The organism is Nodularia harveyana UHCC-0300 (assembly GCF_034931085.1).
In the GTDB taxonomy this organism is placed as follows: domain Bacteria; phylum Cyanobacteriota; class Cyanobacteriia; order Cyanobacteriales; family Nostocaceae; genus Nodularia; species Nodularia harveyana.
Map to the genome: position 1 here is coordinate 141,263 of NZ_JAYGHG010000007.1, position 16,294 is coordinate 157,556.

Sequence of the window (16,294 nt, forward strand, 5' to 3'; positions counted from 1 at the left end):
TTACTATCATATTTCACGTAACTAGGCATTTCCGTTAATTTCATATTCGCTTGTAATCTTAGCGATCCCAGTAATTGCAACAGAGTACTTGTCAGAAGAATTTACAGGAATTTCAAAGTGCTTTTCGTCTCCAGCAGCTATTTCTATTTTTTGTCTTGGTACAGGCTTTTTGTCTTTCAAAAGTTGAGCCGATACTATTCCTCTAGTTACTTTAATAGTTATCTTTGTCCCTTGTTGGGCAGGAAAAATCTTAGCGAATTTTATTTCTTTCTCATCAATATCAACACTTTCCATCAAATTTGACAAGCGAAAACTCAGAGATTTTGGTTGCTCCATTCCTAATGGTTGATTAGCTTTGATAACAATTTCAAGGCTGTTCTGTAATTGCGTCTCAGTAGGGTCTGTTTCAGTTTCTTCTTCAATAAAAGTATTTTCGGTTGCTAAGTTAGAAGTAACAGTTACATTTTCTGAAACATATTCTAAGTGAGCTTGTAAGTTTTTTGTGTACTCCTCGACAGATGCTTGATCATAGCTACTGACTTTAATAATAAACTTTTGTCCCTTATCATTATCAAAGTAGGCAATACTTTCATAACAAGGCTTCGGAGGCGAAAATTCTAAAGATTTTAATTCAGACATTTTTTTTTAGAGAAAATATTTAAGTATTATTTCTTATTTAAGTTTAATACACAAAGTACCATATTCATTATTACTTAGCACAGCGTATACCAATTTTGTCATAAGTACTGTCTGGTAAACTTCCTGTGCGATACGTAATTCTTGGTATGATGTTTTTCCAGTTACCTCCTCGTAAAGCTAGCGGCTTATCCCAAGTTAATGTTTCCACTTGGCCATCCCAAATATGCTTGTTTTGATCAGAGTCAGAAGACCAATCAGAATAAGATGCCGTCCATTCCCAAACGTTGCCTACTAGGTTGTGAACTTCTCCTTCCATACTACGACCTTCAGGATAACTTTTGACAGGTTTGGTGTTTCTTGGTTCGTTTTTACCAATAACAATATTTGCATATTTAGGTGTTGGGTTTTTATTACCCCACGGCCATAAATGACCCTCTAAACCTCGTGCAGTTCGCTCCCATTCTAATTCTGTTGGTAAGCGTCTCCCCAACCAACGACAGTATTGGTTTGCCTGAATAACTGTAACCCCGACAACTGGATGGTCTAAAGTCCTTTTGTCATTGAATCTAATCAGCCCTTTTACAGGTAAATAGCAATCTCCGGCTCTAACACATAAGTGATACTGACGATTGGAGACTTCATACTTTTCAATTTCAAATTCTGGAAGATACACGGTTCTTTCGGGCTGTTCGCCCAGATCGGACTTAGGATCATCTGTACCAAAAATAAATTCACCAGATGAAATTGTTACCATTTCTCCCAGCCTAGCTGCTTGCCAGCGTAATACGAGAGGATAGGCAAGAATACCTGTAGTAATACTAGCAATAGCAGATAAGACAACTACCAAGTATTGCAGTCGAGATTTTGCTTGTCGTTCTAAAGCCAATTCGTGCTGTCGCCTGTTTTCTTGTTCTTGTTTTTCCCTATCCCGTTGTTGAGCGCTAACTTGAATGAAATCTCGTTCCTCTTGAGTCAATTCATCTGTGCGTTTGTCTAACCAATCTTCTGCCGTAGCTAAGGGTACACCCCTCAACAAAGCCCCAGTGTCATGTTTGCTATTTTTCCATTCCTGTAATGCTACCTTGAGCCGCTCTTGCCAAGTACGGAACTGACGATTAGCATTTATCCATTTTTGTAGGGTTTCCCATTCCCGGATCAAAGCTTCATGTACCACCTCAACGGTATCTTCCTGTTCACGATTTCCAGTTACTAATAAACGTGCTTGATGTCCTGCTAAATAACTGACTAATCCCCAATTATTCTCTCCCACTTCCGCACGGGTAGCAATGCACCTAGTATCTTCTGTTCCTTGTCCTGGATGTACTAACTGCACGAAAATTCGCTGTGCCTGTTGTTGCTGTTCTTTACTGAGTTGTTGATAAACCTGAGTGGCATGATCAGCTATGGCTTTTTTGACACCGCCAATTTCGTCATAGGCTTGATGAGTTAGCACTCGGTTTTGCTGTTTTTTCCACAGCCTGGTGAGAGCAAATTCTAACAATGGCAAGTTCCCTGGCTCTTGCCCTACATCATCAAGGATACGTTGTGTTAATTGAGACTCTAATTGTACTTCTAGCTTGTGGGCAGGTTGTTCAATTACTGAGCGTAGTTCTTCCTGGCTCATGGAACTCAGTAACTGTGGTGTAAATTGCTGTAAGGCATCTCGAAAGGGACGATGGGAAAGTACATAGCCGTAAAAATCAGCTCGTAAAGTTAAGACTAATGTGAGATGTTCCTGCTGAAAAGCGTTCAGCAATGTATCAGCAAAACTTTCCTGTGCTTCCTTGATCTGACAAAGTGTGTATAGTTCCTCAAACTGGTCTGCAATCAGCAAACAACGTTTGTTAGGGTTAAGTTCTATAATGCGAGACATTACCTGTTGCAAAGTAATTTTACCCTGCTGCATATCACTCGCTAATCCTACAGCTTCTCGCAATTGTTGAGTTTCACCAACTTCCGGTTCTAATTGCCGCACTAAGGCAAAGGCAAGCTGATAGAAAGGTTCATTTCCTGGACGGAAAGATTCAATTAACCAGTTTTCTTCATTTCGCAACTGAGGAACCAGCCCCGCGAATACCACAGAAGATTTTCCACTACCACTAGGGCCAACCACAGCTACCAATGGTTGTTTGTCAATTGCTTGTACTAAACTATCAACAAATTTCTCTTGTCCAAAAAAGAAAGGTGCGTCCTCTTCCTCAAAAGCAGATAACCCTTGGTAGGGGTTAGGGGGAATAATTTCTGTGTTAAAGGAAGTATTAACTAACTCGATTAACTCTTTTTTCTTGAGAACAGGAGTTTGATGCTCTAAAAAACCGATCATTTGAGAGCAGCCCAGATCATAAGCAAACTCTACCTCTTCCCCAGCGCCGATAGCATCGTAAAATGCCACAGCAAAGGCGATAGAGGCTTGATCACCCACAGCTTTATTCATGCCAATCACATAATTAACGTATTGGCTAACTGCCTGCGCCTGTAACTCTGAATAACAAGCATTCAGAACTACGCACTCTACACCTTTTTGGGCAAATAGTTTAAACATACTGGCTAGGACATCTGCCGGCACAAACGCCACCTGTCCAGTCTCATCTTCCAGGACAATACCATCCTGTCCAGCACCGTGTCCGCAGAAGTGGACAATTTGGGGTTGAACATCCAAAATTGCTCGGTAAAAGTCCCGCAAACTCACTGCCCATCTTTGTTCTAATTGAAATTGCTCTCGCTTCTTTGCTCGTCGTAATCCTTCATCAATTTCTTTTACTTCCCGATCCAAACGCAAGCGAATAGTATTATCAGGATTTGCTGCTAGAATCAAAATTTTTTTGACATAGATATTTTTATTCATGAGGTATCCGCTTCACGCTGTTAATCCGGGAAATGATCCCATTGGTTAAAGATGATTTGTTCTTTGGTTCTCCTCTTGCAAGTCTCATAGAAATATGCTAAGATGAGGTTCTGTTTGCGGGTGACTAGCTCAATGGTAGAGCATCAGACTCTTAATCTGCTGGTTCTGAGTTCGAGTCTCAGGTCACCCACTACGTTTCAGATTATTAGATTTTGGGCATTGCCTAGTTGTTGCCTAGATTTTTGATAACTGGCATCAAGTATTGAGTCAAGGTAAAGGCATCGACACCTAATTCTGTGCGCTCTTGGGCGGCTAAAATCCCGGCTTGGGAATGCCACCAAGCGGCGGTTGCGACGATATCCTCTACAGGTATTTCTTTAGTCGCAGCTTGTGCCAATAATCCCCCAATTAACCCGGTCAATACGTCGCCACTACCACCACGGGCTAAGGCTGGGGTACTTTCAGGATTAACCCAAATTGCACCTTGGGAGTTGGCGATCGCAGTTCTTGCCCCTTTTAATAAGACCACAGCCCCACTTTGCACCGCCGCCTCTTGCACTGCTTTGATTCTGTCTGACTTGGGGTCGGCAATATCAGGGAATAATCGCTGAAATTCCCCTGTGTGGGGTGTCAGAACTGTTGGCGCTTGACGCTTTTCTAATGTGGGGATGGTTCCCATATCTGCCAAAATATTCAAACCATCAGCATCGAGGACTAAAGAAATCTCGCTGTTAATTACCTCTGGGAAAATGGGCGCAGCATCCACTGTTAAACCAGGACCACAGGCGATCGCCCTAAAGGAACTCAAATCAGTATTTTCAGGTAATTGCAGATGTGCGATCGCCCCAGTTTCCGTCTCTGGACAACCTATAATTAAAGCCTCCGGCAAATGCGACACTAAAATAGGCTTTAAAGATTCTGGTACAGCAATTGAAAGCATACCCACACCACTAGCACGCGCCCCCAAAGCCGTTAAAATTGCCCCCCCTGCATAGCGACGGGAACCACAAATCAACAGTAAATGACCTTCCTTATACTTGTGCGTTACAGCTGGGCGAGGTAAAGGTAAAGTTGAAAGTGCTGTAACAGAAGTAATGCGTTTAATCTGCGGTGGATTCCCTAAAACAGCTTGCACATCAGCCCCAGGAATATCAAAATCAATTAATTCAGCTTTGCCGATATATTCTAAAGCTTGGTCTTGTAAAAAAGCCAACTTCCATAAACCCAAACAAAAAGTATGAGTGGCTCGAATAGCAGTGCCTAATACTTCACCTGTATCAGTGTGTATACCTGAAGGGATATCAATACTCAAAATCGGCTTACCCCATTGATTGAGGTGATTAATCGCCACAGCAATATGATCAGTAATTGGTCTTTCTAAACCAAACCCAAACAACCCATCAATCAAAAAATCACAATCCGGTAACTGCTCAACATCGTGATAACACTTAATCCCTAAACTTTGGGCATATTGTAAATGCTGGGAAGTTAACTCCTTAAACTTAGAAAAAGGAGAATATAGCCACACCTCATAGCCGCGAAAGTGTAACTCACGGGCGACCACCAAAGCATCGCCCCCATTATGACCAGGACCGACGAAAATCCCCACAGAAGATCCCGCCACCGCCTGAACACGCAGAGAAATTAATCCCGCCACCTTTTCCATTAAAGCCGCCACAGGCATTCCAGCCGCAAAGATTCGCCCTTCAATATCCCGCATTTGGCTAGCAGTGACTACCACCTGTGAAACCTGTGCTTGTCTAGCTTGCATCAGTTTGAATCCTCAGCTTCTTCTTCCTCTGAATCCCTGTGCTAATTTTTGGTGGGCATTTCGACTACCCTGAGTACAAGTCTTGCCCACCCTTCATTGAAATTGAATGTAATAAAATCTACTTACCGTAATAAACCCTGGAGTTACGATATCCTAACTTTCGCAGATATTTATCCCATTCCACGGCTACTGAATATTTAGTAAAAGGCCCAACTGCGACGTGTGGTCCTCGTGGTCGTTGTCTTTCCAATATAAGATCAGAATATCCACTACTCAATCTAATCTTGTCTGCAATCAAGGGTACATTTATGGAATCAGCCGGAATCACTGCATAGTAGGCTGAACCTTGTGTCTGAACGGGAAAGTTTGACGTTGAAGATTGCCCAGAATTAACCGAACTAACTTCTTGACCATCACTAAAATTCACAATTCGAGCATTATTAATGCCGTATGACTGTAGTTGTCTGGCCAGATTTTGAGCATTAATTATTTCACCAAAAATTCCCGACTGAATGATAGTACGCCCTTGGTACTGGCGAATATAAGCATCAGGTACAATCAAACGGACTTGTTGCAAAGTTTGGGAATTACCACTATCAACGTACACTAAATAACGCTGAAAATTCTGGGTATACTGATTAAATTCCACTGCTGGCTGAACATTAGGTAGTGTTTGTGCAAGACTAGTTTGAGGCATCAACGCCAAACAACTACCCAAAAACAAGGGTATAATCTCAAAGCTGGTAAATTTACCTGATACGTGACTGTACATAGTAGTAACAAGATTCCTAGATAATTCTTCTTTTGAAAGCAATAAATGCACTGTTATAGCAAGTATCTTTTATATATGTAGTATATTCAAGTGGCAATGAATACATTCAAAATAGGCAGAAAGCTATTGTTAGTTAACTAGCAAACTGAAGTGCTTGACTAGCAAGGCTTTGAAGATGTATGTGCTACAATTGGAGAGTCCCGAAACTGTAGTGTTTCTGGGATTAGATAAAAATCCAGGTAAGAAGTAAAGTCAATATTTCGCCATCAAGCTGTTGAGGATGGGTTTTTATCTCTATCAGTAGCAGCCAATAGCTTAAAAAAATTATATGAAAAAAGTCGTCGTTGGTCTTTCTGGTGGTGTTGACAGTTCCACCGCCGCAGCTATTCTGCATCATCAGGGCTATGAAGTAATTGGTTTGACCCTTTGGTTAATGAAAGGTAAGGGTCAATGTTGCTCTGAAGGAATGATCGACGCGGCTGATATCTGTGAACAGTTGGGGGTTCCCCACGAGGTTGTGGATATTCGTGAGGTGTTTCAAACCGAGATTGTTGATTTTCTGGTGACTGGTTACAGCGCTGGAATCACACCTCTGCCTTGTTCTCAGTGTAATAAAACGGTGAAGTTTGGGCCTATGGTGCTATATGCTCGTGAAAAGTTAGGATGCGATCGCATTGCTACTGGTCACTATGCTCAAATTAACTATGACGAAACTACTGGACGTTACCAGTTATTAAGAGCTGTTGACCGTAACAAAGACCAATCTTATTTTCTGTATGATTTGTCTCAGGATTTACTATCCGCCACCGTATTTCCTCTAGGGCAACTAGAAAAAGCCGACACCCGCCGCATTGCCGCAGAATACGGGTTAACCACTGCGAATAAGCCAGAAAGTCAAGATTTGTGTTTAGTGGAAAGCAACGGTTCCATGCGGGCATTTCTGGATAAATATCTTGCACCCAAACCGGGGGATATTGTGGATGTCGGTGGCAAAGTTTTGGGACAACATGATGGTGTCCATCATTACACTATTGGACAGCGTAAAGGTTTGGGAATTGCGGCGGCTGAACCGTTGTATGTGATTGAATTAGATGCAGTTAATAATAAAGTGGTTGTAGGCGATCGCACCAAGGTAACTCAGCCTGAATGCACAGTCAATCAAGTAAATTGGGTTTCTATCGCTGAACCATCCACACCCATTCGCGCCGAAGTGCAAATTCGTTATCGTTCTCAACCCACACCAGTCACAGTGATTCCTCTGGAAAACTCCCGTGTGCGTTTGGTGTTTGATGAACCACAATTCAGCATCACCCCTGGACAAGCTGCTGTGTGGTATGACGGCGACAAAGTTTTAGGTGGCGGGATTATTGCACAATTTAGTTAGTTAGGCAGCGCAATTTAATCACCGAAAACCTCTCTCCAAACCTCTCTCCAAACCTCTCTCCTACCCCTCCCTAACCCTCCCCTACAAGGAGAGGGAAAAGGCAAAACTTTTATATTGGAGAGGCTTTAAATTCTCCCCATTCCCTAGTAGGGAAGGGGGCTGGGGGGTTAGGTTTCCACAGGGTGAAAAGTCGGAAATTTCAATGGCTTTAATTTACGTGAATTCGATGAACCTCTCCCCAACCCCTCTCCGACGCGGAAAGGGGCAGAAAAATTACTAGTTGCCAACGGAAGAATCAAGGTTTTAAAGCCTCTCTCCTTGCAGGGGAGAGGTTTGGAGAGGGGTTTTTGATGTCCGTCGAACTCACGTTAATCTGGGCTGAGACTGTTGACTTTTTATGAGTTGACAGTGTATTATATAGATAATGGAAAAGGTGCGCTCATATATACCCTTTTCAGCAAAAATATTCCTGACTAATTTTGTGTTTAGCGGCGTAGCAGCAGAAAAGTAATTAAGCCGAGTAAAAAACACAGCGCCAATTTTAACCACCGTTGCTCAAACAAATGCTTGAGTCTATCTTTCCATGATGCTATTAGTGCAAAAAAGGAGAGTAGAGAGTTAATTATGGCTATGCGCTTTTGGGCGTATTCTTGAAATGGTTGATAATTAATGGTGCTGGCGAGTGCAGCTGCATCATTTAATGAATTAATTGCACCATCTAAATCTGCCATTTTTGATTGGATATCAGCGATAAACAGCAAATTACGACTTTGACTATAAACGCTGCCAATTTGGATGTAGAGGGTTTGTGCTGACTGGAGATATTTGAGTGCTGACTGGGGTTCTGGTTGTAATTTACCAAACTCTTGCAGAACGTTAGCTTCACCCAAGCGATCGCCAATATCGCGGTAGAATTTTAAAGCATCTTGGTAGCGTTCTAATGCTTCATCACTACGTTTGAGAAACTGCAAAACATCGCCAATGGCTTGTAAAGTATTAGCTTCACCCAAGCGAGCGCCAATATCGCGGTAGAATTTTAAAGCATCTTGGTAGTGTTCTAATGCTTCATTACTACGTTTGAGAAACTGCAAAACATCGCCAATGGCTTGTAAAGTATTAGCTTCACCCAAGCGATCGCCAATTTCGCGGTAGAATTTTAAAGCATCTTGGTAGTGTTCTAATGCTTCATTACTACGTTTGAGAAACTGCAAAACATCGCCAATGGCTTGTAAAGTATTAGCTTCACCCAAGCGATCGCCAATATCGCGGTAGAATTTTAAAGCTTCTTGGTAGCGTTCTAAAGCTTCATCACTACGTTTGAGAAACTGCAAAACATCGCCAATGGCTTTTAATGTATTAGCTTCACCCAAGCGATCGCCAATTTCGCGGTAGAATTTTAAAGCATCTTCGTAGTGTTCTAAAGCTTCATCACGGCGGTTGAGAAACTGCAATACATCGCCATAAACTTGAAGTAAATCACTGTAGCGCTTTAATTCATCTCTATTCTCCGGCTGCTGCCATTCGTGATATAAATGCTCATACAATGTCAACCGAATGGGAAAATAATAATTTTTTCTCAAAAATTCATCGCAATTATCGTGATTATTTTCACAGTAATAGATGCTAGAAAAAGCCTGGATATATTCCCCCAGTTCACAGTGATGATGAAAAATTTCCAGATATTCCGCCACATCATCCAGTTTATCTGTAGTTAAAAGTTGCGGTTTCCGACATTTTTCGTAGTATGCGATGGCGTATTCATGCGCTGCTGGTGAAGATAATTTTTGTAAATAAGTTTGAATTAACGGTGGAAAATAAAACTTCCACACTCCTTGCTGTTTCTTCTCTTGTAATAAAGAACGTTTTGCTAGTTTTCGCAGCTGTGATTTTACTTCTGTCTCGTCAGCGAAATTACCCGAAGACATCTCCATTGCTGCTGAACAGTCAAAAGCCAGGCGATATACACTCAAATAGTGCAACCAATTTTGTAAACTGGGTTCTAAAAGTTGCAGACTCGCATCCAGAATTTTAGCAATACTCATCTCTGGATTACCTTGATGCAAACCTAATATATCAAAAATATCTGCTTGCAAAAGACTAATATCCGCTTCTTCTCCCTCCTCAGCTTTCAGCCATCCAGCTACCAGCTTCAGCAATAAAGGGTGTCCATCTGTCTGATTGACAAATGCGACTAAATCCGATTCTGAACCTTGAATTTCCAACGCTTGCAATAACTCTACCCCGGCATTTGGGGAAAGTCCAGATAGTGGTAGCCAATGACTTTGGTTGAGGGTGTTGTTTGGTAAAGTTGGTTTTTCCCGACTAGTCAGCAAAATTACACTCTTACTGCTAGAACTAAACCAATGTAGCAAAAACTGTAGATAAGTCTGCCTTTCCTGTTCATTTTGCAGCAAGGTTTCCAGGTTATCCAGTACCAGTAAATATCGTTCCGTTTGCAAACAATTGCAAACAGCAATTAACAAATCTTCTGGTTTTTCTGGCGCTGGTTTTCCCAACTCATCCAACAACCAACGTCCCCAAACTGCAAAAGGATACGCATCACTAAAAGTTGTCCAAATTTGCTGGGGAAAATCTGTTAATTGTTCACAGAGTTTCGCAACTAACGCCGACTTTCCATAACCACCCGCAGCCGTTACACCGATAAGCCTTACCTTGTCTGAATGTATCCATTGCTGCATTTGCCCAAGTTCATCTGTCCGTCCTTGCCAATAGCTAGTATTAGGACGTAGCGAGTTAATAATAGAATTAGTGGTGTTTGAATTTATCCGTTTTCCTACGGACGAATCCAGTCAATCGGGTGGCGGACTTCCATAGTAGTTTTGAGTGACATTACCAAATGTATTATTATTGCGATCGCCTGTCTTCGTTTGATAATTCTGCCCACCATAGTTGTTCTGAGTCTGGCTGCTGTTGTCTTCCACCCGATGAATGTTAATTTCATCAGCAATCTTTTTTACATCCTGGGCGAAATCAGGATCAGCTTGCATCTCATCTAACAGATAAACTGCAACTCGCTGTAACGCATCTTCTTTACCTTTTTCCACTTCAGCTAAAGCATTATTCGCAGCCGTATTACCACTGAGTTTCTTCCGAATCTTCGTATATAATTCGCCAATCTTTTGCACTCCAGTTTCCGTAAATTTTTCGCCTAACTTACCGAAACTTGACTCAAAGAACTTACTACAAGCAATATTTGCGATCGCCAGCGCTGCGTCTAAAGTCAGGTTAACCATATCTGGTGAATTTTTCAGACAGTATTTATACAATATACGATTTTAGGACTTACGCATAATCTACGTTTTCTTGGCGTTCTTGGCGGCTTGGCGGTTTGATAAATCAATATTTTTGGCAATTGTTGCGTAAGTCCTGGATTTATACGCTTAATTGCAATCTTAACTAGGTAAATATGGTGGCTTTATTTACGCCACTAGAAACTATTAACTTGATCAACAAACTCCTCTAAAGCTTGCACAGTTCCCACTTGCCAAGACCTTTCCACGGTGGCAGGTATAATTTGCGTTAAAGGGATATAGGGAAAAGTAGGACTATGATCAGATTTAAGATAATGCCCGTTTTCAAGTAAATAAATAGTCAGCTTACTATTATCGTAAATCCATAACTCAGGAACTGCGATCGCCTGATAAGCATCGAGGGTTGTTTTAGAAGTGACATCTATCTCAATGGCTAAATCGGGAGGAGGATCATTCGGTTCTAGTCGTCGCCGGCTAATCATGCTTTGGTAATTCTGAATATAAAAGCAAGCATCTGGTTCGACCCCGGCGATATTTTCCCGTTTGAAGGTGGTTGAACCAAAGGGTTCGTATTTTTTCCCAGTCTTCTTGAGTAAAATTTTGACGATATCGGAAAGTAAATCCTTTGGCTTTTCGTGTTCAGGTAGAGGAACCATGATTTCTAACGTTGACTGACTATAAGCAATACGTGCTGATCGCTTTTCGCCCAACTCTCTTAAAATAGACTCAAACTCCTCCCAACTCACATCCTGGATAGTCACTGTACTACCAGGTGCTAACCGTAATTGGCTAACAGGTTTCACAACAGGGGATACAGCCGTCATATTTCACCGCCTGTAAAATACATTAACTCAAGCCTAACTTATCCCTTTCTTCTACAGACACAATTTATCGCATCTCTCCATTCTCAAACTCTTTGTCAATTGCGTAGCAGCATTTTGGTAAGTTAGTACATAGTTTGAAACAATTGCAGTTAAGTCAAAGAGGGGATTACGTTGAGTCAACATCCAGATGCCATTGCACCCCACGGTGGACAATTGGTTAACCGTATCGCTACACCAGAACAAAAGGCAGAATTTCTCTCAAAAGCCGACTTTTTACCACGTATCCAACTCGATGCGCGGGCGGTTTCTGATTTAGAGATGATTGCTATCGGCGGTTTTAGTCCACTGACGGGTTTTATGAACCAAGCAGACTACACCCGCGTCGTCAAAGAAATGCGGCTAGCGAATGGAGTGGCGTGGTCAATACCCATTACACTGTCAGTAACCGAAGAAATAGCCTCCCCTCTCCAGGAAGGTAATCTGATCCGTTTGGATAACCTGAGCGGTGAGTTTATCGGAGTTTTGCAATTAACGCAAAAGTATATCTACGATAAAAATCAGGAGGCTATTAATGTTTATCGCACTGATGACGCTAAACATCCAGGTGTGCAGGTAGTCTATAATCAAGGTTCTGTAAATCTGGCTGGTGACATTTGGTTATTGCAACGCGATCCCCATTCCCAATTTCCCGCCTACCAAATCGATCCCGCCGCTTCCCGACAGATGTTTAGGGACAAGGGTTGGAAGACTATCGTTGGTTTTCAAACTCGTAACCCCATCCATCGCGCCCATGAATATATCCAAAAGTGTGCAATGGAAACCGTTGATGGTTTATTTTTACACCCGTTGGTAGGAGCGACAAAAGAAGATGATATTCCGGCTGATGTGCGGATGCGCTGCTATGAAATTTTGCTGGAACACCATTATCCCCAAGAACGAGTGATTTTAGCAATTAATCCAGCTGCCATGCGTTATGCTGGGCCACGAGAGGCGATTTTTCACGCCTTAGTCCGGAAAAACTACGGTTGTACTCACTTTATTGTGGGACGGGATCATGCTGGTGTGGGTGATTATTACGGCACTTATGATGCTCAACACATCTTTGACGAGTTTGAGCCTGGTGAATTGGGTATTGTGCCAATGAAGTTTGAACACGCTTTTTACTGCACACGCAGCAAACAAATGGCTACTAGTAAAACTAGCCCCAGTAAGCCAGAAGAACGGGTTCACCTCTCAGGAACCAAAGTCAGAGAAATGCTGCGCCGTGGTGAATTACCACCACCAGAATTTTCCCGTCCGGAAGTGGCGGCGGAGTTGGCGCGGGCTATGCAACAATCAGTTAACAGTTAACAGGGAACAGGGAACAGGTATCAAGGTATAAGGTGGGGGATTTAAACGTCTCTTGACTGATAACTGATAACTGCTAACTGATGACTGATAACTAATAATCAGCAAATCGTATAAACTTTAACTTTACACTACAGACTTCAGCCCTATAAGCTGTTAGCTGACGGGCTGAGGACTGATGGCTAATTATGAAGCGTCGGACTTTTTTACAACGGATTGGTTCTATACTCGCAGTATTGGGTGTGACTGAAGCTCAGTGGTTGACTTTAAGCGATCGCTACTCTCAAGCTTTAGCACAGCCTAGTCAACGTAAATTAGCATTATTGATTGGCATTAATCAATATCAAAAAAGTCCTGCATTGGCTGGTTGTCTCACCGATGTGGAACTGCAAAAAGAACTGTTAATTCATCGATTTGGCTTCCTCGCCTCAGATATCCTGACTTTAACGGCAGAAAAAGCCACCAGGACATCTATTGAAGAGGCTTTTTTGGCACACCTGGGACAGCAAGTTAAAGCTGGTGATGTGGCATTATTCCACTTCAGTGGCTATGGTACGCGCATCAAATCAGGCAGATTTATTGATACTGTGCAGAATGCTTTGGTTCCAGCTAATCCTCAAGATGCACAAAAAGATGAAATAGTCAACTATATATTAGAAGAAACAGTACGGCTATTGTTGCGATCGCTCCCTACAGAACGAGTAACAGCTGTATTAGATACCAGTTATTATGCTCCTAGCAAAGTCGAGTCCACAGGATGGCGTATTCGCGCCCGCCCAGAATTACCAGAAGCACAACTAGCAATTGAGGAACTAGAGTTTTTACAACAACTCAGAAGTCAAAACTCTAACCCCAGTAATGAACTTGTGTTAACTGCGACCTCTGACACTCAACAGTTAGCGAGGGAAATATTATTTTCTGGATTTAGTGCTGGCTTATTTACTTACGCCTTAACGCGATATTTGTGGGAAACTACACCAGCAACGACAATTCAATTCAGCCTTTCCCATGTGGCAAGCTATATGCATAAGCTGGGTAGCAATCAGCAGCCAGGATGGGATAATGACGAGAAAAATCTCCAAAAAGCCTTAACTGTGGATAATTTACTTCTTCCCAACCTCACAGTAGGGGCTGAGGGCGTGATTCGAGCTATAGAAGATGATGGTAGAACAGCCCAGCTATTTCTAGGAGGATTACCACCACAAGTATTAGAAAACTATGGAGCTAATTCCCGGTTTAACCTATTAACAGGAGAGCAGTTAATATTGCGATCGCGCACTGGCCTCACCGCCAAAGCCCAAATCCCTAAAATTAAACCAGAAACCCCGCTACAAGTGGGACAACTATGCCAAGAAGCAGTGCGGGTATTACCCAGAAATTTAAATTTGATAGTTGGTTTAGATACTGGATTGGAAAGAATTGAGCGAGTAGATGCTACCAGTGCTTTCGCCGCCATTGAGAATATTTCGACAGTTGTCGCCGGAGAACAACCAGCCGATTGTGTGTTTGGAAAACTCTCAGCAACTTCTAACCGCTATGGTTTATTCACTCCCGCAGGCCAACTGATCCCCAACACATCTGGAGAATCCGGGGAAGCTGTGAAATTGCTAGTACAAAGGTTAATGTCAAAATTACCCACTCTCTTAGCCGCAAAGTTATGGCGACTCACAGAAAATGAAGGTTCTTCCCAGTTACCAATTAAAGCCACTCTGGAGATCATTAACAATTTATCCCCCCGCGTCGTCATGGAACGGGAAACCACACGCAGTCTGAACCCAGAACAACAGCAAAAAAAATCACTGCTGACAGCCCTGACTAATCCCATTGTCCCGATTGGGAGTCGAATGCAATACCGATTGCAGAATCAGAGCGATCGCCCGATATATTTAATGCTGGTAGGATTAAAGAATAAGATGAATGCGATCGCCTTTTATCCCTGGCAATCTGAAGAGTCTACCTTTCTCAACACCAAGCCCCCGTTTCAACAAGTAGTTATTCCACCAGGTGAAACCCTGTTATTACCAAAAGCCGTGACCTCTTCCGAATGGATGATCCCAGGTCCAGCTTATGAATGTGAACACCAAATGATTCTCAGCACCGCCCCCTTTAAAGAAACATTAGGATACCTAGAAAAATCCAAGTATCCCATCACAGATCAAAGACCCTTTGGAGCATTATTAAAACCTTTAGAAATCGCCCAAGTATTGTTACAAGATTTGCATAATGCTAGTGCAGTCAAATCCGACATTAACATTACATTAACTGACTCCTATATATTAGATGTCAAAAATTGGGCTAGTTTCAACTTTGATTTTCAAGTAGCTTAAATTTTCTCTCTCTGTTCTCCATACCTGTGGGGTGAAGTCTGGTTAATTACTTATGACAGCTATTCTGTGTCTCCCCTCTCCATCTGTGGAAAGGAGTTGGGGGAGATGACTATAGCTATAATTACAAATACTTCCGCAACAATAACCCCAACTTTTCCTTAGTCGCCGCAGGTGCTTTATCCAACTGAGTTAAAATTGCATACTTCAACGCCGAATGAGCATCACTTATCGGTGGATTTTCACTCAAACGTCGCACAGTTTCTTGAATTACCTTTTGAGCATTAACGGCATTGCGCTGTAAATTACCAATCACCATTTCTACCGACACACTATCATGATCTGGATGCCAGCAATCATAATCTGTCACCAGTGCCAAAGTTGCATAAGCAATTTCCGCTTCCCTGGCTAACTTGGCCTCTGGTAAATTGGTCATTCCAATCACTGTTGCATCCCAACTGCGGTAAAGATGGGATTCCGCCTGAGTCGAAAATGCGGGGCCTTCCATGCATACATAAGTACCACCACGATGCATAACCACATCTGGTAAATTTAAAGATGCGATCGCATCAGCTAACACCCCAGCTAAATTTTGACAAATCGGATCAGCAAAGGCAATATGAGCCACAATTCCTTCACCGAAAAACGTCGAAACCCGATTTTTAGTTCTATCAATAAACTGATCTGGAATCACCATATCCAAAGGTTTTGCTTCAGCCTTTAACGAACCCACCGCACTAGCCGAAATTAAATACTCTACACCCACTTGCTTCATCGCATAGATATTGGCGCGAAATGGCAATTCAGAAGGTAATAAAGTATGATTACGACCATGACGGGCTAAAAATGCAACTTTCGTTCCTGACAGTGTTCCCAAAATCAAAGCATCAGAAGGCGAACCAAAAGGAGTTTCAATTTGTACCTCTTCCACATCCTTAAGGTCTGCCATTTTATATAAACCACTACCACCAATAATCCCAATTTGAGCTGATACCATGATTTTTAAGTTACTTTTGACTGAGTTCCCTGGTTATTCTACCTAAAAGGAGGTATAGAAAGGGAGGCAGAACAGTCATAATCAGCTATTGTGTATTCCTCAGTGGTTCTATCTATGCG

11 protein-coding genes and 1 tRNA gene are annotated in these 16,294 nt (G+C 42.2%); 4 read left to right on the forward strand and 8 right to left on the reverse strand.

The genetic code is table 11. The features are described 5' to 3' along the window. Nucleotides 1-21 precede the first annotated feature (21 nt). Together VB620_RS07105 and VB620_RS07110 are read right to left on the reverse strand one after the other, a co-directional pair. Entirely contained in the window at nt 22-639 is a 618-nt protein-coding gene (locus tag VB620_RS07105) for a hypothetical protein (RefSeq protein ID WP_323195438.1), read from the reverse strand. Nucleotides 640-709: 70 nt separating this feature from the next. Beyond that, nucleotides 710-3,484 (reverse strand): nSTAND1 domain-containing NTPase, encoded by a 2,775-nt coding sequence (locus VB620_RS07110; protein ID WP_323195439.1) that lies wholly within the window; start codon nt 3,482-3,484, stop codon nt 710-712. A gap of 118 nt (nt 3,485-3,602) precedes the next feature. Here VB620_RS07110 and VB620_RS07115 point away from each other — a divergent pair. Then, nucleotides 3,603-3,674, forward strand: a tRNA-Lys gene (locus VB620_RS07115). 33 nt (nt 3,675-3,707) lie between these two features. Here VB620_RS07115 and VB620_RS07120 read toward each other — a convergent pair. Both VB620_RS07120 and VB620_RS07125 read right to left on the reverse strand, forming a co-directional pair. Next, nucleotides 3,708-5,255, reverse strand: coding sequence for an NAD(P)H-hydrate dehydratase (locus tag VB620_RS07120; protein WP_323195440.1), 1,548 nt, complete (start codon nt 5,253-5,255; stop codon nt 3,708-3,710). Between the two features lie 118 nt (nt 5,256-5,373). Continuing rightward, complete coding sequence (locus tag VB620_RS07125; protein ID WP_323195441.1) at nt 5,374-6,027, reverse strand: hypothetical protein; 654 nt, start codon at nt 6,025-6,027, stop codon at nt 5,374-5,376. Nucleotides 6,028-6,355: 328 nt separating this feature from the next. Here VB620_RS07125 and mnmA point away from each other — a divergent pair, with 328 nt between their 5' ends. Further along, entirely contained in the window at nt 6,356-7,411 is a 1,056-nt protein-coding gene (gene mnmA, locus VB620_RS07130) for a tRNA 2-thiouridine(34) synthase MnmA (protein ID WP_323195442.1), read from the forward strand. Between the two features lie 485 nt (nt 7,412-7,896). Here the strand turns inward: mnmA and VB620_RS07135 are convergent, their stop codons facing one another. From VB620_RS07135 to VB620_RS07145, 3 genes are all read right to left on the reverse strand, one after another. Then, entirely contained in the window at nt 7,897-10,221 is a 2,325-nt protein-coding gene (locus VB620_RS07135; protein ID WP_323195471.1) for a tetratricopeptide repeat protein, read from the reverse strand. Beyond that, entirely contained in the window at nt 10,222-10,665 is a 444-nt protein-coding gene (locus VB620_RS07140; RefSeq protein WP_323195443.1) for a hypothetical protein, read from the reverse strand. A 194-nt stretch (nt 10,666-10,859) separates the two neighbouring features. Then, on the reverse strand, nt 10,860-11,507 hold the full coding sequence (locus VB620_RS07145; protein WP_323195444.1) for a Uma2 family endonuclease: 648 nt from the start codon (nt 11,505-11,507) through the stop codon (nt 10,860-10,862). A gap of 171 nt (nt 11,508-11,678) precedes the next feature. Between VB620_RS07145 and sat the strand changes: the two genes are divergently transcribed. Then, on the forward strand, nt 11,679-12,857 hold the full coding sequence (gene sat, locus VB620_RS07150; protein ID WP_323195445.1) for a sulfate adenylyltransferase: 1,179 nt from the start codon (nt 11,679-11,681) through the stop codon (nt 12,855-12,857). Between the two features lie 185 nt (nt 12,858-13,042). Continuing rightward, nucleotides 13,043-15,181 (forward strand): caspase family protein, encoded by a 2,139-nt coding sequence (locus VB620_RS07155; protein WP_323195446.1) that lies wholly within the window; start codon nt 13,043-13,045, stop codon nt 15,179-15,181. A 121-nt stretch (nt 15,182-15,302) separates the two neighbouring features. Here VB620_RS07155 and VB620_RS07160 read toward each other — a convergent pair whose 3' ends face one another. Further along, nucleotides 15,303-16,175 (reverse strand): S-methyl-5'-thioadenosine phosphorylase, encoded by an 873-nt coding sequence (locus VB620_RS07160; RefSeq protein ID WP_323195447.1) that lies wholly within the window; start codon nt 16,173-16,175, stop codon nt 15,303-15,305. Nucleotides 16,176-16,294: the final 119 nt, after the last annotated feature.